This is a genomic window from Agrilactobacillus yilanensis (assembly GCF_003946725.1).
GTDB classification, from domain to species: Bacteria; Bacillota; Bacilli; order Lactobacillales; family Lactobacillaceae; genus Agrilactobacillus; species Agrilactobacillus yilanensis.
On record NZ_RHOY01000003.1, the window covers coordinates 207,755 to 229,606 of the forward strand.

Genomic DNA, 21,852 nt, shown 5'->3' on the forward strand with positions numbered 1-21,852 from the left:
CTAGCTAAAGCTATTATAAAAAATTAATTCAAGGATGTGACATATTTGGCAAACAGAATTAAAGCACAGAGAACTGATAGGCATAAACGAAAAATTGATATTTATCTTATTTTAATCTTAGTCCTAGCATTATTCCTATATGGCTGGAACATTTGGAACGCAGGTACCGCCAATACCTATTATACCGCGGCCATTAAGAGTATGACGATGAGCTGGCATAATTTCTGGTATGGTGCCTTTGATCCCGCTGGCTACATTACTGTAGATAAACCCCCCGTTGCCTTATGGTTCATGGCGATTTCAGCCAAAATCTTCGGTGTTCATGGCTGGAGTGTGGTCTTGCCATCCGTCTTATTCGGCGTTGGTTCCGTTTTCTTACTCTACAAGATGGTTGTGCCTAAATTTGGCCCAATTCCAGCACGTTTAACCGCGTTAGCAATGACCCTAACACCTATTGTTGTTGCAGATTCTCGGACTAACAACATGGACGCAACTTTAGTCTTTTTCCTATTATTGGCAGGTTGGTTTTTACAAAAATCAGTTTACACACACAAAGTACGTTATCTACTCATTAGTTTTGCCCTAATTGGGGTCGCCTTTAATGTCAAGATGCTGCAAGCCTATATGGTTGTTCCAGCAATGCTTGTCTATTATTGGATTGCTACCCGCAAGAAATGGACTAAAAAATTGGGCTGGGCTACGGTTGCAATGGTATTTTTAGCAATCTTCACGCTAATCTGGCCATTAGCTGTCGATAGTACCGATGCAAGTAAACGGCCGTATATTGGTAGTTCTGAAACAAACTCCGTTATGGAATTGGCTTTTGGCTACAACGGCAGTCAACGGCTGCTAGGTCAAAGTACCGGCACTGGCAGTCGTTTTCCAGGTATGAGTGGCAGTAAAGAATCTGGTACTAGTCAAATGGGCGGTTACGGCATGCAGGCGCCTTCTAGTACCGGCACTGGTAGTAGTACGAATAACACGGGCAATGGCGCTGGTAATCCACCTTCTAACGGCGCTGGTCCTGGCAGCAGTACAACTGGCACCGGTGGTAGTACAAATAATGGTGCGCCACAGCCACCATCTGGTATGAAAAATGGCAAGATGGGTAAAGGCGGTGCAGCAGGTGGTGCTGGCGGCGGTGCTTTTGATATTGGTACTGCTGGCGTCACCCGTATTTTCCAAACTTCTCTTGGCCGTCAAGTTAGCTGGTTGTTACCATTTGCTATCATTGGCATCCTCAGTTCGTTTGTTTACTACATTGACCGGAAACGGCATTGGTATCAAATGTCTGACCAACAAAAAGAGATTATCTATTGGGTCGGCTGGCTCGTTCCTGTCTTTGCCTTCTTCTCAGTTGCTTCCTTCTTCCACCCTTACTACATGATTATGTTAGCTCCACCAATTGCCGCATTATTTGGGATTGGCGCTTATACAGCTTACAAACAATTTAAAGAAAGCAGTCTTAAGAAATGGACAACTTATCTTTTACCACTGGCCTTCTTATCAACGATCGCCCTTCAAGCTTACTACGTTTACGCTTATTATCCTTGGTTAACTTGGATTTTAATCGGCGGTAGTATTTTATTAAGTATCTTAGGCTTTGGTTTACGCTCTAAGAAAAACTTTAAACCGGTTGGTATTGTTGCCCTAATACTACTATTAGTTTCACCAGGCTGGTGGTCCTTAACCCCGACATTAGCCTCTGAATCTGCGCAAATTCCAACCGCTGGCCCTGATCTGTTAACCCAAGGCAGCGGCGGTGGTAGTGCTGGTAGCATGGATCAAAGCATCAGTACCAGCATGCTGAACTACTTGTTAAAACATCAAGGCAATGCAAAATACTTGTATGCAACTTCAGATACTGGTTCTGCAGCGCCTGTTATCATTAAAACTGGTAAAGCTGTCATGGCTATCGGTGGTTTTAATGGGACTGATCCAAGTATTACATTGAAAGAATTTAAGAAACTTGTGGCTAAAGGCGAAGTGAAATACTATCTTGCGTCTGGCAAATCTAGCAGTAGCGCTATTGCCAAATGGGTCGCTAAATATGGTAAAGCCGTTACTATTTCAAGTAGCTCAAGTACAAGTAAATCATCTAGCACCAATAATAACGCCCAAGGACAACCTGGTGGCGGCATGGGTGGCGACCAACAAGGTACGCTTTATTATCTAAGTCCATCTATTGCGAAAAAATAGGAGGTCGGCATTTTATGGACAGAGAATTAATTTCAATTGTTCTCCCAGTATTTAACGAAGAACAAGGCATTCAAAAAACAATCGATGTATTATTAAACTATTGTGACAATCGCCCTGAACGTTACGAATTGATTTTTGTAAATGATGGCTCCAGTGACCAAACAAAAGCCATTATCAGTAAAGCAATTCGTGAACATCCCGAAATAAAACTGGTTGATTTTTCAAGGAATTTCGGACATCAATTGGCAATTTCTGCGGGTATTCGATATACAAGCGGTCAAGCCGTTGTCGTCATGGATGCCGATTTACAAGATCCCCCAAGCATCATTCCGGAAATGATCAACAAATGGCACCACGGCTATGATGTTGTATATGGCCAGCGGCTGCACCGTGATGGGGAAACACTGTTTAAGAAAGCCACAGCAAGCCTATTTTATCGATTGCTCAAAGAAATGACGAGTATTGAAATTCCCCTGGATACCGGTGATTTCCGTCTGATGGACCGTCGGGTAGTAGATGTTTTAAAACAAATGCCTGAAAAAGATCCCTTTGTCAGAGGGATGGTCAGTTGGGTGGGCTTTAGACAGACCGCCGTTAAATACGATCGTCAAGAACGTTTTGCCGGTGAATCCAAATATCCATTACGTAAAATGATCAAACTGGCCTTAGATGGCTTAAGTTCTTTTTCACTAGTCCCACTAAAACTTGCCCAGTGGTTAGGTACGCTAGCTTTAATCACCAGTTTAATCACTTTAGTTGTCGGGCTAATCACCAGCTTTAGCCTTGGTGTTGAAATTCTCTTCTTGAGTACTTTATTAGGTGGCGTTATCTTATTAACTATCGGTATTTTAGGTAACTATCTTGGTCGAATTTTCATTCAATCAAGAGAACGGCCCTTATATATCGTTTCAGATACAAAAGGATTTCGCAGTCAATTAAATCAAATTAACCTTGAGGAGCATAACAGTCGTTTAGTAAACTCTAACTAAGCCTTCTTAAATAAAAGCCGATTTAAAACTTAATTCGTTTTAAACCGGCTTTTTTGTGGTCTTAATCTTGTATAAATTTAAATTTTATAGAATTAGCTGCTGAATCATTGGATTTTTATTAACTTTTGATGAGAATAAAAAATAGCTCTTTTTTAGCGAAAATTGCCTTATTTTCAGCTGCTTTTTTTATAAGAATGTGTCTCGACCTGTCCTTGTTGATACCAATTATAGCCACATAAATCGAGAATATCACTTTTCTAAAATAACTCAATCTTGAGTCTAATGATTAACATTATAAAATTCTCATAAACCGCTAGAACACTTGACGATTATTAATTTGTATCTTATCATTTTACAGTATGTTTCTCACGGATTATTCATATTTTTAATGAAGTGGTATTTTAAATAATTCTCACCTTAAGGAGTTCTCATTTTGCAAATAAAACGATTTTTTACTAAACGACCGATCGATCTCGATATGATTCATAATAGTCCTTTAGAACGAACGATTGGCCCAGTAGGATTAACTGCGATGGGCGTGGGCGCTGTGGTTGGGGCTGGTATCTTCATTACCCCCGGGATCATTGCGGCCAGCTATGCAGGGCCTAGTGTTATTATTTCCTATGTTGTGGCCGCGGCAGTTTGTGCCTTAGCCGCCCTTTGTTACTCTGAGTTTTCTTCAACAATTCCGTTATCTGGTAGCGCTTATACTTATGTTTATATGGTTTTTGGGGAATTACCTGCCTGGGTTGTAGGCTGGGCTTTAATTTCTGAATACTTATTTGCGGTATCCTCTGTTGCTGTAAGCTGGTCGGCTTATTTCCAAAATTTATTATCCAGCTTAAGTATTGATTTACCAAACTTTTTGACCGCAGCTACGGGAACCCCAGGGCATGAAGGCTTTGGCATTAACTTAGTTGCCGGTATTATCACACTATTAGTCGGAATTTTACTTGCCGGTGGTTTAAGAGAATCTACCCGGGTCAATACCGTGATGGTTTTCGTTAAAGTTGCTGTTATTATTTTGTTTGTCGCTGTTGCTGCTTTTCATATTAAAGCTAAAAACTATCATCCCTTCACACCTTATGGCTTCACTGGTATTTTTTCAGGCGCATCTTTAGCCTTTTACGCTTACATTGGCTTTGATGCTGTTTCCACAGCTTCTGAAGAAGTTAAAGATCCCCAAAAAACGATGCCCATTGGGATTATCTCTTCCCTACTGATCGCTTCTTTACTTTATTCCTTAGTCTCTTTTGTTTTAGTCGGTGTTGTTCACTATAGCCGATTAAACGTTGGCGATCCAGTGGCCTTTGTTTTACAAGTGATTCATCAAGATTGGGTTGCTGGTATTGTTTCATTAGGGGCCATTGTTGGGATGACCACTGTCTTATTGGTTATGTCTTATGGTGGGACGCGACTATTGTTTGCCATCAGTCGGGATGGCTTGTTACCAAAGATTTTTTCTAAGATTACCGTTAAAAGTCATGTTCCTTTAGAAAGTACTTGGATTTTTGCCATTATCACCAGTATTTTAGCAATGTTTATCCCCTTAGATATCATCGCCGAATTAGTGAACATTGGGACCTTATTTGCCTTTGCTATGGTCTCTATTGGCGTTATTTTCCTAAGAAGACTCCCTGAAATTAATAAACTACCAAACGCTTACAAAGTACCGCTATATCCAGTTGTTCCAATTCTTTCTTTCCTACTATGTATTGGTTTGATGGTCAAATTGCGCGCAATCACTTGGGTCGTCTTTAGTATTTGGTTCGTTGTGGGCTTAATCATTTATATGATCTACGGTCACCGCCACAGTAAGTTGCAAAAAGAGCTTTAACAGACATTTTTTATGCATAAATCAGACAACTATACTACAATAGAATTATGACATTGTTGGAGGTTATTTGAATGACGCTAAGTAAAGATGAACTGATCAAAAAGTACCCAATTATTGAACAACTAGCAAATGAACAACCTACTTTTTGGGAAAATACAAATTTTGGCAAAGCAGCCGAACAAACCGTTCTATCCAAAATAGATATTTTTGATGCAGCTGCTAGATTACAACGTTTTCAGCCTTACATTAAAGCCGCTTTTTCTGAGACTTACAATCGTCAGGGCCGGCTTGAATCACCTTTAATTCAAATCAAAACGACCCAACAGAATTTAGAAAACCTCTGGCAGCACCCCGTCGCTGGACAGCTTTTTGTTAAAGCAGATCATCAGCTGCCCATCAGTGGTACCATCCAAGACCGTGGCGGACTTTATGCTGTTTTAAAAATTGCCGAAGATATTGCCATGCAGTATTCTAACTTAGCTTATGAAGATGACTATGCCATGTTGGCTTCCAACGACTTTATTCAACTATTTAATCATTTTGAAATTGTAACTGCCAGTAACGGAAATTTAGGCTTAAGTGTTGGCATAATTGCCCATAAATTAGGTTTTAAAGTTACTGTCTATTTACCAAAACACACTTCTGATTGGAAAAAACAAAAATTAACCGAAACTGGCATCCAAGTTATTGAAGCCGAGGGTGATTTCCCAAACGCTTTAGCGACGGCACAAACCTATGCCAAAAATCAAGATAATACCCTATTCATTGATAGTCTTAATGACAAAGAAATGCTTGCGGGCCACAGTACAGCAGCGCTGCACTTTCAGATGCAGTTGAAAACGCAAAATATCACTGTTGATCAAACACATCCTTTGTTTATCTATTTACCCGCCGATAGTGGTGTCGCCGCAGCCGGTATCAGTTACAGTCTACAAAGTATTTTTGGGTCTAATGTTTATCCAATTTTAATTGAGTCAACACATGCCCCTGCCCTCACTTTAGCCTTAAGCACGGCCACTGATGATCAGCCTTCAGTATCTGACATTGGTTTAGACAATCAGACCATTGCGGATGACTTAACCCTGCCAATCGCAAGTCCATTTGTAAACACAGTGGCCCAAAATTTAATTTTTGCCACCACTACATTAACTGACGAAGATTTCTTAAAATATGTCGGCTTACTGGCGCTGAATGAAAATATTTTAACAGAACCAGCGGCGGCCGGTGGTTTTGGCGGCTTAGCCCAAGTGTTAACCCACTATAATACACAATTTAATTTAGCCGACGCCACCCATATCATTTGGACAACTGGCGGCCGATTAGTACCTAAAATACAAATGGCTGAATATATTAAAAAAGGTGAAGGTTATCTAAATCCAGAACTAGATGATTTTATTAAATTCTGATAATTATATTGCATATAAAATCCCCAACGCTTACCAAATTAATGTGCGTTGGGGATTTTTTGTATCTAAATATTTAGATCCGTAATAATGCGTCGTTTCAATTGCAAAAATTCATCTGATAATTCAAATTCTGGCTGCTGATGTAACGCCTCTGGAATGTTTATTTCGTCCACAATAATGCTGGGCTTTTGAGCTAATACATAAATTCGATTGGATAAAACCAGCGCCTCATCAATATCATGTGTAATTAGTAACGTTGATAAGTGAATCTTACCCATAATCTCCAAATACCACCGGTGCAATGCTCGTTTTGTAATGGCATCTAAAGCTGAAAATGGCTCATCTAACAACGCCACCGGTTTATGGAACAAGTAAGTCCGCAGTAACGCTGCCCGCTGCCGCATCCCGCCAGACAACTCATCTGGATAACTTTTAGCATACCCCGTTAATCCAAATTCTTCAAAAAATGGAAGGGCCTGTTTTCGAGCCAATTTTTTCGATGTCCCCGTAATCAACAGCGGCAAAATGACATTATCTAAAACCGTCCGGTAAGGCATTAATAAATCTTTTTGCAGCATATAACTCACTTGTCCTGGCTGATTTAAAATACTTGTACCAGCTAACAAAACATCCCCGCTGGCGGGTTGATTCAACCCAGCAATAACATTAAAAAGTGTCGTTTTACCAGAACCAGAAACCCCTAGTAAGCTTACAATTTCACCCTTTGCCACCTGTAAATTTATTTTTTGAATAATCTGCTGTCCATCAAAGCTCTGAGTCACATTCTTAACATCTAATATCATTATTTAGCCTGAACTGGTAGATACTTATTGGTGAATCCTTGATCCTTAGTGAGCTTTTGCTTAACCAAACCATTATCATTCAGCCACGTATAAAAAGCATTCCAACGCTTACTGTCAATATAACCGAACTGCTTAGCGTCAGCAATATATTGTTTAGATAAGAAATTCTGGGATGCATCTACCAATTCGCTGCTCTTCCCCCGTTCTAATTCTGGATTGGCTTGTTTCAAAATCGTTGCACTCGCCTTAGGATGTTTAGCTGCGTATTCATACCCTTGTGCCACAGCTTTGACAAAATCTTTAGTTAGTTTTGGATGAGCTTTCATATACGTGTTATTGCCCACTAATACAGGTGTGTAATAATCGAACGTCGGATTGATATCCCGGAATGCAAAATAATTCACGGGATAATCTTGAATATTGGCATTTTGAACCGCCCAACCTTCATAAACCCAGATGGCATCAATTTTCTTAGATTTTAAGGCGGCAACCTCATCGCTAAAATTACTTGGTACTAACTTAACATCGTTATAGTTACCACCATCTTGATCCACCACTTGTTTGATTATTGCCTGTTCAATCGGCAATCCCCAAGTACCATATTTTTGTCCAGTCATTGCCTTAGGCGTCGTAATACCGTCCGCTTTTCTAGACATAATGCCGGACGTATTATGTTGTACTAACGCCGCAATTGCCGTGATTGGTTGTTTATTTTTACCAGTAATAACACCGGCCATAACATCTTGATAAGATACCCCAAATTGTGCTTTACCCGCACCAATTAAGCCTTCAGGACCATTTTGTGGTGGCTGGATAAATCTAACTTTTATGCCATATTTTTTGAAATAGCCTTTCGCTTTTGCCACATATAGGCCGGTATGGTTTGTGTTTGGTGTATAGTCTAAAGCCAATGTAATCGTTGTTGTTTTATTAGCAGCTTTCTTATCTGATGTCTTTGCACAAGCACTTAATCCAACAACCAATAAGCAAATTAATGCAATAAATCCCAATTGATGCTTTTTCATTTATGGGAACCTCTCTTCCAGGGCATCGTTAATCGTTGCAAGCCATCAACAATTAAAATCAATAACAGGCTTACAAACGAAATTAAGACGATAACCGCAAACATTTTATCATAAGCATAAACTTTCATAACCCGCGTCATATACACACCTAAGCCAGCCTCCCCGCCGACCCATTCTGCAATGACCGCACCGATAATCGAATAGGAAACCGAAATTCTCAAACTTGCAAAGAAATGTTCTAAACTAGCTGGCAACTTAACGTACCAAAGGATCTGAAGCCGATTAGAACCCATCGTCTTCATTAGTTTTATCAAATCCTGATCGGCACTGCGTAAACCTGTCAGCATTTCTACAGCGACTGGGAAAAATGTCGTCACAATAATCAATAAAATTTTAGGCAGCATGCCATAGCCAAACCATAAAATTAAAATAGGTGCAATCGCATAGGTTGGAATTGTTTGACTCAGTACCAATAAGGGATAAACAGCTCGATACAATAGCTCAAACCGTTCCATAACAATGGCAATACTGACACCCAAAACAACCCCGAGCAATAACCCCCAAAACGCCTCAGTCAACGTTACCCAAGCATTTTGTAATAAGAAAGTAAAGTCGTCTTTGAAGGCCTGTACCACATCTCCCGGTGTCGGCAAGAAAAATCTAGGAATCAAGCCGGTAGCCGTTACAACATACCAGACCAATATGGTTAATAAAACGACATATACTGGTAGGAGTTTAATGTTGATACTTTGTAGTTTTTTCAGCAATAGTTAAAGCCTCACCCTGTGGTTGATAATTGATTTTGACATAAGTCATAACTGAGTCTGCGCCAGCTTTAGCAGCAACTTTTGGGACTTCCGTAACCACAGCCATCAATTGATCATAATCGCCTTCAATCGTTGTTTCAAACGCACTCACTTCATAAGTTAACCCTTGTGCCTGAATATATTGAATTACCGCATCTACCGTTGTTAAAACTTTAGTCCTATCATCACTCATTGGTAGAACTTGAATCGCCACACTTGCATTCATTTTGTCAACCTCCTTAAAAATGAAAAAAGCCCAAGACGCCCTCGCCTTAGACCTATACCAATCCAAATAATTGAATTATTTATATTCCTACGATGGCATTGCCCACATCAGGTCTAAGGGTCGAAAGTCAAACTTTCCTCTCAGCAAAAAAGCTCCCCTATTCAAATTGTATAACGGGGTTAATTGTAGCACACCAATTTTGAAAATGTAATATTTTACACAAATAATATCAACTATTTACAATAAGATGACGATACATTTACATTAAAAAACTAAAATGAAAATACCATCTTGAAAGGGAGATTAAAAATATGAAAAAGAAATTGCTTCTGCCACTAATTAGCTTAGTTGGTGTTTTCACACTAGCCGGCTGTGGTTCCAAAAGTGCCAATGCAACACAAAGCTCTGAATCTACGAAAGTAACGATTGTAGGGTCCACCGCTTTACAGCCTTTAGTTGAACAAGCGGCTGAAAAGTACCAAGATAAGAATCCAAACATGCAGATTACAGTTCAAGGCGGCGGTTCAGGTGCAGGTTTAAGTCAAGTTTCTGATGGCTCTGTTACCGTTGGGAATAGTGATATTTTTGCAGAAGAAAAAGATGGTGTCGATGCTAAGAAATTAGTAGATCACAAAGTAGCCGTTGTTGGCATTGCACCAGTTGCCAACAAAGATGTTGGTGTTACCAACTTAACACAGCAACAATTAATCGATATTTTCACGAAGAAGATTACTAATTGGAAAGACGTTGGCGGCAAAGACGAAAATATTGTCTTAATCAACCGTGCTCAAGGTAGTGGGACGCGGGCAACCTTTGAAAGTCTCGCATTAAATGGTCAAAAATCCGCAACTGCTTCTGAACAAGACTCTTCAGGCACTGTTCAAAAAATGGTACAAAAGACACCAGGTGCGATTAGCTACCTTGCCTTTTCTTACCTAAATGACGATGTTCAAGCTCTAGATATCGACGGTGTACAACCAACTGAAGATAACGTTAAGATCAATAAATGGAAGATCTGGTCTTATGAACATATGTATACTAAAGGCGCCCCAAGCGCTAACGTTGCAAAATTCATTAAATATATCCAAGGTAGCTCTATCCAAGATTCATTAGTTAATAAACTTGGTTATATTTCTATTAGCAGCATGAAAGTTGAAAGAACTGCTGATGGCCAAGTCAATGATGTTAAACCATAATCCTAACCTAGAATAGCTTTAAAAAGGCTGATCAAATTAAATTTGGTCAGCCTTTTTTATTTATAATTGTATTTTAGATTATGTATTAATGCTTTTGTTTTCGCCAAGCAAAATAACCCCATGTTAATTGGATTACAGTAACCACTAAAAAGATGATGCCTAACAACAATAGTGTTACTAGTCTTAATTCAGGTGTTATTATTACACCAGATGAATCCTTTTCACTAACAGCAATATAAATTGTTCCTGCTGCAAAAAGGAACATCCAGACAACATTAACGGCCCACCATTTTTTCACTTTGGTCCCTCCTACTTAATATATTCAGTTTACCAAATCATTCACAGACTACATCATACAAAAGACCGAACTCAAATTAAGCCAAACGTTAGATGTAAAGTAATTTCAACATATTTACAGATAATGTGTATAATTGAAAGTAAAGTTTAAGCCTATATTTGGAGGTAATTAAATGTCCAACTCTACTTTTAAAATCGGTTCTGTGCAGCTAGGCGCTGATTTAGAAACTAAAACTGTTGTGCCGATCACAGCTACTGATTTAGCAAATGTCCGAACTCAAAGTGATGCAATTCTACATAGTACCGCAAATTTAGCGGAGTGGCGCCTGGATTACTTAGACCAGACGATTAGCTCACAAGCTATCTTTAAAACGGCACAGGCCTTAAAAATGAACTTAAAATCCGTAAATAAGGGCCTTTTAGTAACAGTTCGAACAAAAGCCCAAGGCGGTGAATTTGAAGATGATGCGGAGGCTTATCTAAAACAATATCAATTTATTTTGAAACAAGAACTGGCTGATGCCATTGATGTGGAATTTACGACAGCCCCTGATATTAGACATCAACTTTTAAAAGCCAGTGGTCTGTTAGCTGTTCCTGTCGTCTTGAGCTACCATGATTTCGAAAAAACACCGGATCTGACGGCTTTAAAGCGCCTAGCAATGGAAATGGCTGAATTGAACGTAGCGGCCGTTAAACTCGCATTAATGCCGACTAAGCCACAAGACATTTTGACACTCTTCCAACTAGCTGATTGGGCTAAAACTGAGCTCACTAAACCATTAGCTATTATGGGCATGGGCAATCTTGGCCGAATCACTCGCGCCAGTGGCAATCTTTTTCCTTCTATCTTCACTTTTGCAACTTTAGACGATGCCTCAGCCCCCGGCCAGATGCCTTTATCAACGGTTGAAACCCAACTACAGCTTTTTAAAAAATAGCGCTGTATATGTTTAAACAACAAAAAATCCTCGAGAAAATTAATGCTCGAGGATTTTTTATTGTTCATTTTAAATTATAGACGTTCGCTTAAAGTTTTGCCTAAAGCTTCAAACCCAGGTTTGCCTAATAAGCCAAACATGTTCTTCTTGTAAGCTTCAACCCCTGGTTGGTTGAATGGATTAATGCCATTCAAGTAGCCAGAAATGCCAACAGCAATTTCAAAGAAATAAATCATGTAACCTAATGTGTAAGCATCTCTTTGTGGAATACTTACTGTCATTACAGGTACGCCACCATCAGTATGCGCTAAGACAACGCCTTGATAAGCTTTTGTATTTACAAAATCCATTGTCTTACCTTCAAGATAGCCTAAACCGTCTAAATCTTTTTCGGCAGTCGGAATTTCAACATCATGATTCGGTTTTTCAACCTTAACGACTGTTTCAAACATCGTATTGCGACGACCTTCTTGAATGTATTGGCCTAATGAGTGCAAATCTGTTGAGAAGTTCGCTGAAGTTGGATAGATCCCTTTTTGGTCTTTCCCTTCAGATTCACCCATCAATTGTTTCCACCATTCACCGAAATATTGCAAGGATGGTTCATAGTTTTCCAAAATTTCTGTTACATAGCCCTTACGGTATAAAATGTTCCGTAAAGCGGCATAACGATAGGCTTCGTTTTTAGTAACATCTGGATCAGTATATGCCACACGTGCGTCAGCGGCCCCTTGCATTAAGTTATCAAGATCAGCGCCAGCAGCAGCAATTGGTAATAAACCAACGGCTGATAAAACAGAGAAACGACCGCCAATATCATCAGGTACAACAAATTCTTCATAGCCTTCAGTATCCGCTTCAGTTTTCAAAGCGCCCTTAGCCTTATCTGTTGTGACATAAATCCGTTTTGCAGCTTCTGCTTTACCGTATTTTTCGATCAACTTTTCTTTTAACACACGAAAGGCGATCGCTGGTTCAGTAGTTGTCCCGGATTTAGAGATAACGTTTAAACTGAAGTCCTTATCGCCAATTTGTTGCAATAAATCATACAAATAAGATGGGCTGATAGAGTTACCAGCAAAAAATACTTGCGGTACTTTACGATCTGGTGCGAAATTATAAAATGTGCTTCCTAAGAAATCAATTGCAGCTCGGGCACCCAAATAAGAACCACCAATACCAATTGCAACTAAGATTTCGGAATCGCCTTGAATTTTTTCAGCGGCTTTTTTAATCCGAGCAAATTCATCCTTATCGTAATCGACAGGCAAATCTAAAAAGCCTCTAAAATCATTCCCAGCACCTGTGCCTTCACGCAATTCTTTATCGGCAGCGTTTACCATTGCTTGAATTTCTCCAAGCTCATTGCTGTGTACAAATGGTGTTAATTTTGAATCGTCAAAAGTAATGTGAGCCATCAAAGTAACCTCCTGTGTGATTTAAATATGCTATTACAATTAAAACTTTACTATTTTCATGAAAAAAAGCAAGTTGATTCAGCTTAATTTCGATAATTTTTCATTATTTATTGAACAAAGCCTAGTGAAACACCGCCTGCAATAACGATTAAACAGCCAATCACTGTAAAAATTAATTCACGACGAGATTTTTTCTCACCTAGTAATAAAATACTGCCGACAGTTGAAATAATAATACCGGTTTGTGACAACGAATAGCTGATTGCCAAGCCAACACGACTCATTGCAATAAACATTGCTGCATTCCCGATGCCCCAACTAACACCTGTAATGATGTTTTTGGCAGTTGCCTTAGTCCAAGGTTTTTTAGGTTGCCCGTCAACTTTACCTCGAGCCAAGAATAACGCACCGATAAACATCCCGACTGCCTGCGGTAAAATAATTGAGGTTGAATCAGGGAAGTTCGCCCATTTTACAATTACTGTGTAGCCTAGATAGCCTGCTGTCGAAAGTAATAAGGCATTAAAGCCCTTTCTAAATTCTGTACCATCATCGTTTTTATTGTAGATACTGTTTTTATCCCGTAAAGAAGTCAATGTTGCACCGATAACCAATAATACTAAGGCCATCGTGCCAATAGAAATTTGCTTAGTGGTTTGCCATTCATGAAAAACTAAAGCACCTGCCAACGTATTAAAAACCAATTGCATCCCAGTGGACATCGGCACCGCTCTAGAAATACCCATGTTTTTCATGGCTCTAAACTGATTACCTTGTCCAACGGCCCAAAAAACACCAGATAACAAACCAACGACAACAACTTTCATATCAATAGTTGGTCTAACAACAAGATACATTCCTAAACTAAAAATGAACGCACCAATTGTCATACCCACGGTTTGTTGATAAGCATTACCACCTAACTTACCGCTGATCAGACCGATACTGCCCCAAGCAACTGCAGGGATAAGTGCAATTAAAATATTCACAAATTCGCCTCATTCCAAAATTTATCTAACTAATGTAAACAAGGTGTTATTTTATCAAGAAATCGTTTTTATTTCCACTAAAATTTTTAAATTAAAAATTGGTATAGATCAATAAGCGCTAATTATCTTAGATTTGTAAATAAAATAATACCATTGATCTAATTTAAATTGCCCTTTATCACGGACTAATCATCTAAATCATGTTCAATATTTAAGCCATAAAGTTCACTGACTGGCTGATCTTTTTTAGCTTGATGGACAATAACTATCGCAATCGCCCCTTTGCTGGTCACGTAATTGGCAAATTGGGCGACTTCTTCGACAAAATAAGATAAACCATCAGAATTAATAATGTACTGCCCGGTCACTGGCATACTTTCAAAATATACTTTATTCATTCGAATGTAATCATCCCCATCATGTAAAACAATTAAAACCTTTATCATTCAAACAACTTCCTTCTTATTTTTATATGAAAAAGCGGAATAAAGTCCATAACCAATCATGGCCCCTACCGTATTAAAAATGACATCATCAATATCACTAACACCGGTATAAAGGAAAAACTGCATAACTTCAATACTGACTGACAAAGCCAGTCCCATCATTGTAATCTTAAAAAATGAACGCGATTTTTCTGTGAGCGCCTGACAACCAAAGCCAAACGGTATAAACCAAAGAATATTACCAAAAAAATTATAGAAGAAATCTAATTTTGAAAGACCTCTCGTTAGTTTCATCGTTTCTACTATTGGTATTAAATTAATCCGACTCAAAGATCGATGCAGATGCAATTTAATTTGCCAAGGATAATAAAAATCACGGAAAACGGTTAAGAACAGCAGCATTAATAAATAAAACGTAAATCCAAAAACTTTAAGCTCATGTTTTAATGTTAATTTTTTATGTCGGATGCTTAACCAAATAAAACGTAGCCCCAAAATAATCAACAAATATAAAATTGTTTTATCTAGACTATAAATAATTAGTTCAATTAATGGAAAATGATTGATACGTGTTTGCAGATGTACTTTAATAAATTGATATAACGGTCCTAAAAATATCATGTTCTTGCCCCAACTATTCCGACAGAATTACCCCAACTAACTATAGTGATACTTTGCAGTGTTTGCAATCATCAACTATATGTATTAAATTGCTTCAAAAAATATAGATTCTGACCTAATAATACAACCCTTTAATTCAAATAAATGCACCGTCTTATTTAGGTTAGTGTCATTTTAACATATAACAGTCCGTTTATTGTGCGTATTTTCAGACAACGCCTTAGAAATATGCACCTTTTTTAAAGTCGGCAGTTTCTCGGTTAAATTTGTGCTGAAAATTGTATCCTCTCGTTGCAAGGGTTATAATACAAAGAGCTACAAAAGGTTAAGTTGAAAGGACTATCTCAATGAAAAACACCAAATTCAAAGCCTTTTTAAAAAGTCGTCTAGGCTTTTTTGCATTATTAGTTGCCTTGATTTGGATCAAATCACTTTTTATCTACTATACTGATTTTTCGTTAGGCATCGAAAATCTGTTCCAGCATTTTATACTGTGGTTAAATCCTATCGGTACCAGTGCACTATTATTAAGTCTTGCGCTTTACATACGAAAGCCTATTGTATCTTATATCGGCATGTTCTCTGTATATGTTTTGCAAGTCCTGCTTTTATTCGCCAATGTCATCTATTATCGACAGGCAACAGATTTTTTAACAATTAATACAATTATGAGTTCTAGCAAAGTCTCTCAAGGTTTAGGTAAGAGTACTTTGAGTTTACTGGCACCTCAAGATATTTTGTTATGGTTAGACATTATTATCATTTTAGTTTTATTATTCAGACACATTATCCCAATTGATAAGCGGCCTTTTCCTACTAAAAAAGCATTCATCATCAGTCTATGCTCGTTTACTTTTTTCTTGTTTAATCTCTTTTTAGCAGAAACCAATCGGCCACAGCTATTAACGCGGACTTTTGACCGAAACTATATTGTAAAATATCTTGGTTTGGAAAATTTTATGTTTTACGATGGTATTAAAACTGCTCAAAACAATCAAGTTCGAGCAAACAGTGATGGCAGCGAAATGACGGCGGCCTATAATTATATCCAAGACAATTACGCGGCACCAAACCCGGCTTATTTCGGTAAAGCTAAAGGGAAAAATGTGCTTATTATTCATTTGGAAAGCTTCCAGCAATTTTTAATTGATAAAAAGATTAATGGCCAAGAAGTAACCCCGTTCTTAAATTCTATTTATCACGATAAATCTACTTTAGGCTTTAGCAACTTCTTCCACGAGGTTGGTCAGGGCCGTACAAGTGATGCAGAAACGATGCTAGAAACCGGTCTTTTTGGTTTGCCAGAAGGCTCTGTATTTACTTCTTTAGGTAGTGATAATACTTTTGAAGCAGCACCGGCTATCCTACAGCAACAGCAAGATTATACTAGTGCTGTCTTCCACGGCAATACCGGTAGCTTTTGGAATCGGAAAGATGTTTATCGTAATTTAGGCTACAATTACTTCTTTGACGCTTCTTATTTTGATACTTCTAAAGATAGCGCCATTGGTTATGGCTTAAAGGACAAACTGCTATTCGCCGAAAGTATTAAGTATTTAGAACGCATGCAACAACCATTTTATGCAAAATTCATCACGGTAACTAACCATTTTCCATTTTCTTTGAGTGATACTGACAGTGATTTTCCTAAGCCAGATACAGGGGATGATGTGGTTGATAACTATTTCAGTACAGCTCATTATTTAGACCAATCGCTGGAACAGTTTTTTACTTACTTAAAATCTTCCGGTCTCTATGATAATTCAATGATTGTTATCTATGGCGATCACTATGGTTTAAGTAATACAAACAACCAAGCATTGGCACCATTGCTCGATAAAAACGCCAGTGACTGGACGGCTTATGACAACGCTCAGCTGCAGCGGGTACCTTTTATGATCCATATGCCTGGTTTAAAAGGCGGTATTGATGATACTTATGGTGGTGAGATCGATGTTTTACCAACTATAATGCAGTTACTAGGTATCAAAACTAAGCCTTATATGTTCTTAGGCACAGATCTCTTGTCTAAAGATCATAACGCAACTGTCGCGTTTAGAAATCAAGACTTTGTAACACCTGAATATACTGTTTTAGGCGGAAAAGGTGCCAAGAGTACTGTCTATGACAATGCCACTGGTAAAGTGCTCACCGATCTGACCAAAACTCAAATAAACACTATCAATGCCGCTCAAGCTAACGTTTCCAAACGATTGAGTATTTCAGACAGCATCAATAATAAAAACCTACTACGTTTTTATACACCTAATGGCTTTACCCCGGTCAATCCGTTAAACCAAGACTATACAAAGAATTGGTTAAATATGATTGATATTGAAAATCAGCTGGGGAAAAAATCTACGAGTCTTTATTCTAAAAATAATGGTACGACAACTGGGATGTACAATACAGACGCTCCTGAACTTGCAGATGATCCGACAGCCATCACACAATTGCCGGAAGACATTTTAGAAAGTAATAACGCAACAAGTGATGGTACGATAGACAAATCCGCTCAAAGCACCAGTACAAAAAACGCTGCTGCTCATAGTTCCAGCAGCAACGCGATAACATCAAAATAAGCTTAATGCTTTTGATGGCTTAACCACTTCGTTACTTTTTGAGTAAGCAAGGCGTTTAATGCTTCATCCGAAATATCTAACTTATAAAGTATGGCGTAAGTTACCAATAATACGTCCACTAATTCTTCTTGTACATCTACTTTAGTCAGCTGCTTATAATCATTGCCAGAGACCTTCATTGCTGCTAAATAAGCTTGTGCAGCTTCGCCAACTTCTTCAGAAAGTTTTAGAAATTGCTGTTCTACAGTTTTGGGTTCTTTTAGCGCTGCAGCTTTAATTTGATTTTGTATTGTTGTCATCATCATGCACATCCTTTTATCCAAATAAATCGAGGTTACTTTTAAATTGTGTTTTGTTTAAAAGTAACCTCGATTTTTATAATTTAACATTTACATTCATAAGTCATTCTAGGATTCATGATGCCAATGATATTATTCTTTTGAAATGTTACCGTGTCGTTTTCACTTAAATCAGCAACTTGACTTGGACAGTTGATCAAAACACCGGTGAATTGATCATCTTCAATTTTATCAACTCTAACCCACATGCGTTCTAAAATAGTATCGCCGTTTTTAAATCCCAATTTCACTAACGTATGATTATCAATTGTTGCTAATTGTAATTGTGATGGGCGTTGCACATTTTCTAAAGTTTCAATATTTAATAATGCATAAGCCACAATAAATACCTCCATAATTTATATGATTTATCATTTTCATTATAGCACGGTTTATTTAGGATGATTAAATTAATTGATTAGGTCAAATTCAATTATTTGATTTAATTTTACGTTGGATTGCTCAATAATTATCAATTATAATTGCTTTACACAACTGAATCAGTTATACTTGACATAGTTATTTTGATAACTCCTTAATTTTATTACTTTCCTTTCCAAAAAAGAGTTGACGTCATCAGCTCTTTTTTATTTTTGTTGAATATAAAATTAATAATATAAATTTAAATTTAAATAACTTGACTAAGACTAAGAATATATAAATATCCTAGCTTAGTCTATTTTTTTCTTATAATCTTTTTAAGATTTACTTCACAGATCATTCAAACTTTTTATGTACTATAATAATTGTGTTAAAGCCTAACACGTAACTTCAACAGTTTATAAATGAACAACCAATGGGCTATAGCTTTCGGTAACTGGGCAAGATACACTCTTAGTGTATTACTAAGTCTGAAACAGGTTCGACTCCTGTTAGCTCGATAAGTAGTTTCTTGTACCTTTCATTTTGTCTAAAATTAGCTATAAATCAGCATTTATTGTAATTTTACTTTCTATATTATCTTAATATGTTTTAAAAAAGTATGTTCAAAAGTATGTTCATTTTATAGGAGGTAGCTAAGCTACCGACCTCTCATGCCACCGTACGTACGGATCCGTATACGGCAGTTTTTTATGCAATTAGGACAAAATAGGACTGATTTTTGACTTAAATTGTCAACCCAAACGGTGATCTGGGCTTTTTGCGTATATAAACAGGGCGTGAGAAACTCCCCTGTGCGTTGCACTGTGCCATCTGACTCCGGGTATGGCACCCGGAGTACATAAAAAGCCCGACCAGGGTCAGGCTTGGTCGCCGGTGTATCTCGGCCAGTATTTTCGGCGTAGCTCACTTCTTCCGTGGATCAAGTTCACCTGTCACGGCTTCCATACCGGCGACCGTGACGACAATCTGTCGGCCGTCAAACTTGCGCCATGATCCAGCCGGCCACTTATGGGGTGATTGTCGAATACTGACGCGCACATAGTCCTTATTCTTTCCCCAGATGCGGGCTGCCTCTGCGGCGCCCATCAGCTCACTACTACTTAAATCAACCACGATAAAATCTCCTTAATCGCCCACAAAAACAATGCCACCGATAGTGCAAGGCCAGCGAGTTTATAGTATTTCTTTTCTTGTTTGCTCATGCTATCATATAGCTATGACAAGAGCCAGGGTGTTTCCGCCCCAGCCTTGCTATTAGGTTAAACGCTTGATGATGAATTTGATGAGGTCTATCAACTGTGTTACTAGTATGGCCCACGCTCCCAAGGCAACGTATCTGGCGGTGCGAACCTTGAGCTCATCTTCAGGCGTTTTCTTTTCGTGCTTTGCCATATCTTTCCGCCTTCCATGTTTATATAATAACCCGTTAGAGTATTAAAACCAATACACTAACGGGTTTTATTTTGCAAAATAATAAGCCCCCACTCAAATTTAATCGAGTAGAGGCTTCTTTGCATGTTATTTTGCGGATTCGTGCGTCACCACCAGCAGCAATATAATCCTGATCTGATACCTGATAGTGTAACTCATCATTAACCATTTTTATGCTTAAAACTCGCCATTGGCTTTGCCCCTTTAAAGTAATACTCGCCCTAAAAATACGACGCAAACATGTAGCGATTGCAGTTTTGTAATGAGTGGTGACCAAAAACTCACGCTTGCTGACCGCGAATGAACGTGCCCACTATGTGGTGCCTATCACATTCGTGACCACAACGCTGCAATAAATATCCTAGCTAAAGGTCTAGCACTTAATTAGAGAATACAGTCCGCCTGGTAACCCGCGGACTTTAAAGGCTTTGATAATTAGTCGGTGAAATACTTAGTTCATTTTCCTGATTTCGACAGCACTGGCACTCATGGTAAAGATATTTCGAATGCAATATTTATGGCTTCTGACTGGCTAGGAATGATGCTCTCTACGATAATTGCAGATGAAGAATCCCTCCCAACTCCATCGGCCATTAACAAGCTATCACTAATTGATGATAATCCATTCAAAGATGATAAGAATTTTTCAACTACTTTCGATCTCTCTAAATCTTTTATTTCTATGGTCTTAGTTGACGTATCTAAATATCTCAGCGATATGGAACCAGTCAAAAAACACTCACTATTCCCAAGTGGGCCGATCGTGCAGGCAAAAAGCTAAGAATCAACTTCTCGCAAACACTAACCGAAGCAATCGCAGAGCAAATCTCAAGTAAAGATTAGTGACTTTAATAAAAAGCACTGTCAAAAATGGCAGTGCTTTTTATTTACTAGACGGCTCATCACCACTTTTTGCAAACTGTTCTCTAAAATCTTGATTACTTTTATTCTGACAATTTTTTAAACCATGCTGGAACTGGCTCTGCCAGTTTAGCATCTTAGCTGCTGTTAACCTTGTTTGCTTTATAATCCCGATTAGCTTAAGCGGCAAGTTGTCCCTTTTGAATTCGTAAGTCACTTTTTCAGCCGCAATGCTTTTTGGAGTTACCTCAATCTCTACCTTATTATCGCAATTCAATTCAACGAAAAATACTTTTTTAATAATTTGAAAAATAAAATAAATAGGTTCATCATAGATTAGTTACAAAATTCATAACTAGGTCAGGTGCAACTATGATTAGATACAAAACGCCAAATATTTTTCAGCTTCGAGAAATCGCCATTGGCTTAACTTTTATTGGTGGTTTCATCGACGCCTATACTTTTGTTCAAAGAGGTGGTGTTTTAGCTGCTGGGCAAACTGGGAATATTATTTTTTTGAGTGTTGATCTTGCAAATCATAATATGCCCAATGCTTTAACAAAATTACTCACCATTATTTGTTTTGTGCTTGGTATTTTTATTGTTGGTTTTTTCAAGCATCGTCCTAATCGATCTCATTACTGGCGCCTAATTTTTTTAATCTTAGAATTTGTGGTTTGTTTAATCGTTGGCCTATTGCCTCAATCTGCACCGAATGATCTTGTAGTGCCTCTATTAGCCTTAGTGATGGCCATGCAGACCACGGCCTTCAGTCAAATAGAAGGTAACGCCTATAACAATGTCTTTTCAACAGGAAATTTAAAAAAAGCAATCAATAGTTTGACTGACTATTTATTTAAAAAAGATAAAACTGCATTAGCGACCGGTTTAATTTATTTGGAACTTGTTTTGGGGTTTGCTAGTGGTGCCATTTTCTCTGCCTACTTGCAAAAAATACTCGGTCTAAGTACTATTTTAATCACTTGTGGGTTACTTTTATTAATCGGTGGTTATTATACGCTACTATTACATAAACGAGCTTTAACCAATTAAAATA

21 protein-coding genes, 2 pseudogenes and 1 riboswitch are annotated in these 21,852 nt (G+C 38.2%); of the genes and pseudogenes, 10 read left to right on the top strand and 13 right to left on the bottom strand.

Annotation, left to right across the window (positions count from 1 at the left end; all coding sequences use genetic code 11):
* Window positions 1-45: 45 nt before the first annotated feature.
* From EKM93_RS03930 to EKM93_RS03945, 4 genes are all read left to right on the top strand, one after another.
* Window positions 46-2,199 (top strand): glycosyltransferase family 39 protein, encoded by a 2,154-nt coding sequence (locus tag EKM93_RS03930; protein ID WP_225423618.1) that lies wholly within the window; start codon window positions 46-48, stop codon window positions 2,197-2,199.
* A 14-nt stretch (window positions 2,200-2,213) separates the two neighbouring features.
* On the top strand, window positions 2,214-3,188 hold the full coding sequence (locus EKM93_RS03935; protein WP_125713275.1) for a glycosyltransferase family 2 protein: 975 nt from the start codon (window positions 2,214-2,216) through the stop codon (window positions 3,186-3,188).
* A 478-nt stretch (window positions 3,189-3,666) separates the two neighbouring features.
* Window positions 3,667-5,025 carry an amino acid permease gene (locus EKM93_RS03940; RefSeq protein ID WP_125713399.1) on the top strand — a complete coding sequence of 453 codons (1,359 nt, stop codon included), beginning with the start codon at window positions 3,667-3,669 and terminating at the stop codon, window positions 5,023-5,025.
* Window positions 5,026-5,096: 71 nt separating this feature from the next.
* Window positions 5,097-6,431, top strand: coding sequence for a D-serine ammonia-lyase (locus tag EKM93_RS03945; RefSeq protein ID WP_125713277.1), 1,335 nt, complete (start codon window positions 5,097-5,099; stop codon window positions 6,429-6,431).
* A gap of 65 nt (window positions 6,432-6,496) precedes the next feature.
* Here EKM93_RS03945 and EKM93_RS03950 read toward each other — a convergent pair whose 3' ends face one another.
* The 4 genes from EKM93_RS03950 to EKM93_RS03965 are packed head-to-tail and all read right to left on the bottom strand — an operon-like array spanning window position 6,497 to window position 9,291.
* The gene (locus EKM93_RS03950) at window positions 6,497-7,237 is read right to left on the bottom strand and encodes an ABC transporter ATP-binding protein (protein ID WP_191988484.1); all 741 of its coding nucleotides are present in this window, start codon (window positions 7,235-7,237) and stop codon (window positions 6,497-6,499) included.
* Window positions 7,234-8,259, bottom strand: coding sequence for an ABC transporter substrate-binding protein (locus EKM93_RS03955; protein ID WP_125713280.1), 1,026 nt, complete (start codon window positions 8,257-8,259; stop codon window positions 7,234-7,236). The genes EKM93_RS03950 and EKM93_RS03955 overlap by 4 nt, the downstream gene beginning before the upstream one ends.
* Complete coding sequence (locus EKM93_RS03960; protein WP_125713282.1) at window positions 8,256-9,026, bottom strand: ABC transporter permease; 771 nt, start codon at window positions 9,024-9,026, stop codon at window positions 8,256-8,258. Before EKM93_RS03960 ends, EKM93_RS03955 begins: the two co-directional genes overlap by 4 nt.
* Entirely contained in the window at window positions 8,995-9,291 is a 297-nt protein-coding gene (locus EKM93_RS03965; protein WP_125713284.1) for a thiamine-binding protein, read from the bottom strand. Before EKM93_RS03965 ends, EKM93_RS03960 begins: the two co-directional genes overlap by 32 nt.
* Before the next feature lie 66 nt (window positions 9,292-9,357).
* Window positions 9,358-9,460: riboswitch (TPP riboswitch) on the bottom strand.
* Window positions 9,461-9,602: 142 nt separating this feature from the next.
* Between EKM93_RS03965 and EKM93_RS03970 the strand changes: the two genes are divergently transcribed.
* A complete protein-coding gene (locus tag EKM93_RS03970; RefSeq protein WP_125713286.1) occupies window positions 9,603-10,487 on the top strand; it encodes a phosphate ABC transporter substrate-binding protein PstS family protein in 885 nt (294 codons plus the stop codon).
* 85 nt (window positions 10,488-10,572) lie between these two features.
* On the opposite strand, the gene EKM93_RS03975 is transcribed toward EKM93_RS03970, so the two are convergent.
* A complete protein-coding gene (locus EKM93_RS03975; protein ID WP_125713288.1) occupies window positions 10,573-10,785 on the bottom strand; it encodes a DUF3923 family protein in 213 nt (70 codons plus the stop codon).
* 172 nt (window positions 10,786-10,957) lie between these two features.
* Between EKM93_RS03975 and aroD the strand changes: the two genes are divergently transcribed.
* Window positions 10,958-11,725, top strand: a complete 768-nt coding sequence (gene aroD, locus EKM93_RS03980) for a type I 3-dehydroquinate dehydratase (RefSeq protein WP_125713289.1) — start codon at window positions 10,958-10,960, stop codon at window positions 11,723-11,725.
* A gap of 74 nt (window positions 11,726-11,799) precedes the next feature.
* On the opposite strand, the gene EKM93_RS03985 is transcribed toward aroD, so the two are convergent.
* From EKM93_RS03985 to EKM93_RS04000, 4 genes are all read right to left on the bottom strand, one after another.
* On the bottom strand, window positions 11,800-13,143 hold the full coding sequence (locus tag EKM93_RS03985; protein ID WP_125713291.1) for a glucose-6-phosphate isomerase: 1,344 nt from the start codon (window positions 13,141-13,143) through the stop codon (window positions 11,800-11,802).
* Between the two features lie 107 nt (window positions 13,144-13,250).
* Window positions 13,251-14,132 (bottom strand): GRP family sugar transporter, encoded by an 882-nt coding sequence (locus EKM93_RS03990; RefSeq protein ID WP_125713293.1) that lies wholly within the window; start codon window positions 14,130-14,132, stop codon window positions 13,251-13,253.
* A gap of 185 nt (window positions 14,133-14,317) precedes the next feature.
* On the bottom strand, window positions 14,318-14,578 hold the full coding sequence (locus EKM93_RS03995; RefSeq protein WP_125713295.1) for a LysR family transcriptional regulator: 261 nt from the start codon (window positions 14,576-14,578) through the stop codon (window positions 14,318-14,320).
* Complete coding sequence (locus EKM93_RS04000; RefSeq protein ID WP_125713296.1) at window positions 14,579-15,199, bottom strand: VanZ family protein; 621 nt, start codon at window positions 15,197-15,199, stop codon at window positions 14,579-14,581.
* A gap of 347 nt (window positions 15,200-15,546) precedes the next feature.
* On the opposite strand from EKM93_RS04000, the gene EKM93_RS04005 reads away from it, so the two are divergent.
* Entirely contained in the window at window positions 15,547-17,781 is a 2,235-nt protein-coding gene (locus EKM93_RS04005; protein ID WP_125713299.1) for an LTA synthase family protein, read from the top strand.
* A gap of 2 nt (window positions 17,782-17,783) precedes the next feature.
* Here EKM93_RS04005 and EKM93_RS04010 read toward each other — a convergent pair whose 3' ends face one another.
* From EKM93_RS04010 to EKM93_RS13480, 4 genes are all read right to left on the bottom strand, one after another.
* Window positions 17,784-18,080 carry a MazG-like family protein gene (locus EKM93_RS04010; protein ID WP_125713401.1) on the bottom strand — a complete coding sequence of 99 codons (297 nt, stop codon included), beginning with the start codon at window positions 18,078-18,080 and terminating at the stop codon, window positions 17,784-17,786.
* 83 nt (window positions 18,081-18,163) lie between these two features.
* Window positions 18,164-18,460 (bottom strand): DUF2314 domain-containing protein, encoded by a 297-nt coding sequence (locus EKM93_RS04015; RefSeq protein ID WP_164506981.1) that lies wholly within the window; start codon window positions 18,458-18,460, stop codon window positions 18,164-18,166.
* Between the two features lie 946 nt (window positions 18,461-19,406).
* Window positions 19,407-19,616, bottom strand: a complete 210-nt coding sequence (locus EKM93_RS04020; protein WP_125713302.1) for a helix-turn-helix domain-containing protein — start codon at window positions 19,614-19,616, stop codon at window positions 19,407-19,409.
* A gap of 141 nt (window positions 19,617-19,757) precedes the next feature.
* Window positions 19,758-19,895, bottom strand: coding sequence for a hypothetical protein (locus tag EKM93_RS13480; protein ID WP_164506982.1), 138 nt, complete (start codon window positions 19,893-19,895; stop codon window positions 19,758-19,760).
* Window positions 19,896-20,154: 259 nt separating this feature from the next.
* Between EKM93_RS13480 and EKM93_RS13600 the strand changes: the two are divergent.
* The 3 genes and pseudogenes from EKM93_RS13600 to EKM93_RS04040 all read left to right on the top strand — a co-directional run.
* A pseudogene (locus EKM93_RS13600) lies at window positions 20,155-20,322 on the top strand (zinc ribbon domain-containing protein); the annotation flags it as partial.
* Between the two features lie 54 nt (window positions 20,323-20,376).
* Window positions 20,377-20,777: pseudogene (locus tag EKM93_RS04030) on the top strand (type II toxin-antitoxin system HicB family antitoxin).
* 390 nt (window positions 20,778-21,167) lie between these two features.
* The gene (locus tag EKM93_RS04040) at window positions 21,168-21,848 is read left to right on the top strand and encodes a YoaK family protein (RefSeq protein WP_125713306.1); all 681 of its coding nucleotides are present in this window, start codon (window positions 21,168-21,170) and stop codon (window positions 21,846-21,848) included.
* The last annotated feature ends 4 nt before the right edge of the window (window positions 21,849-21,852 follow it).

Coding starts and splice junctions, on each gene's coding strand:
- EKM93_RS03945 (WP_125713277.1), top strand. CDS start 5,097: ATGACGCTAAGTAAAGATGAACTGATCAAAAAGTACCCAATTATTGAA.
- EKM93_RS03935 (WP_125713275.1), top strand. CDS start 2,214: ATGGACAGAGAATTAATTTCAATTGTTCTCCCAGTATTTAACGAAGAA.
- EKM93_RS04000 (WP_125713296.1), bottom strand. CDS start 15,199: ATGATATTTTTAGGACCGTTATATCAATTTATTAAAGTACATCTGCAA.
- EKM93_RS04010 (WP_125713401.1), bottom strand. CDS start 18,080: ATGACAACAATACAAAATCAAATTAAAGCTGCAGCGCTAAAAGAACCC.
- EKM93_RS13480 (WP_164506982.1), bottom strand. CDS start 19,895: ATGGCAAAGCACGAAAAGAAAACGCCTGAAGATGAGCTCAAGGTTCGC.
- EKM93_RS04040 (WP_125713306.1), top strand. CDS start 21,168: ATGATTAGATACAAAACGCCAAATATTTTTCAGCTTCGAGAAATCGCC.
- EKM93_RS03985 (WP_125713291.1), bottom strand. CDS start 13,143: ATGGCTCACATTACTTTTGACGATTCAAAATTAACACCATTTGTACAC.
- EKM93_RS03995 (WP_125713295.1), bottom strand. CDS start 14,578: ATGATAAAGGTTTTAATTGTTTTACATGATGGGGATGATTACATTCGA.
- EKM93_RS03955 (WP_125713280.1), bottom strand. CDS start 8,259: ATGAAAAAGCATCAATTGGGATTTATTGCATTAATTTGCTTATTGGTT.
- aroD (WP_125713289.1), top strand. CDS start 10,958: ATGTCCAACTCTACTTTTAAAATCGGTTCTGTGCAGCTAGGCGCTGAT.
- EKM93_RS03970 (WP_125713286.1), top strand. CDS start 9,603: ATGAAAAAGAAATTGCTTCTGCCACTAATTAGCTTAGTTGGTGTTTTC.
- EKM93_RS03965 (WP_125713284.1), bottom strand. CDS start 9,291: ATGAATGCAAGTGTGGCGATTCAAGTTCTACCAATGAGTGATGATAGG.
- EKM93_RS04005 (WP_125713299.1), top strand. CDS start 15,547: ATGAAAAACACCAAATTCAAAGCCTTTTTAAAAAGTCGTCTAGGCTTT.
- EKM93_RS03940 (WP_125713399.1), top strand. CDS start 3,667: ATGATTCATAATAGTCCTTTAGAACGAACGATTGGCCCAGTAGGATTA.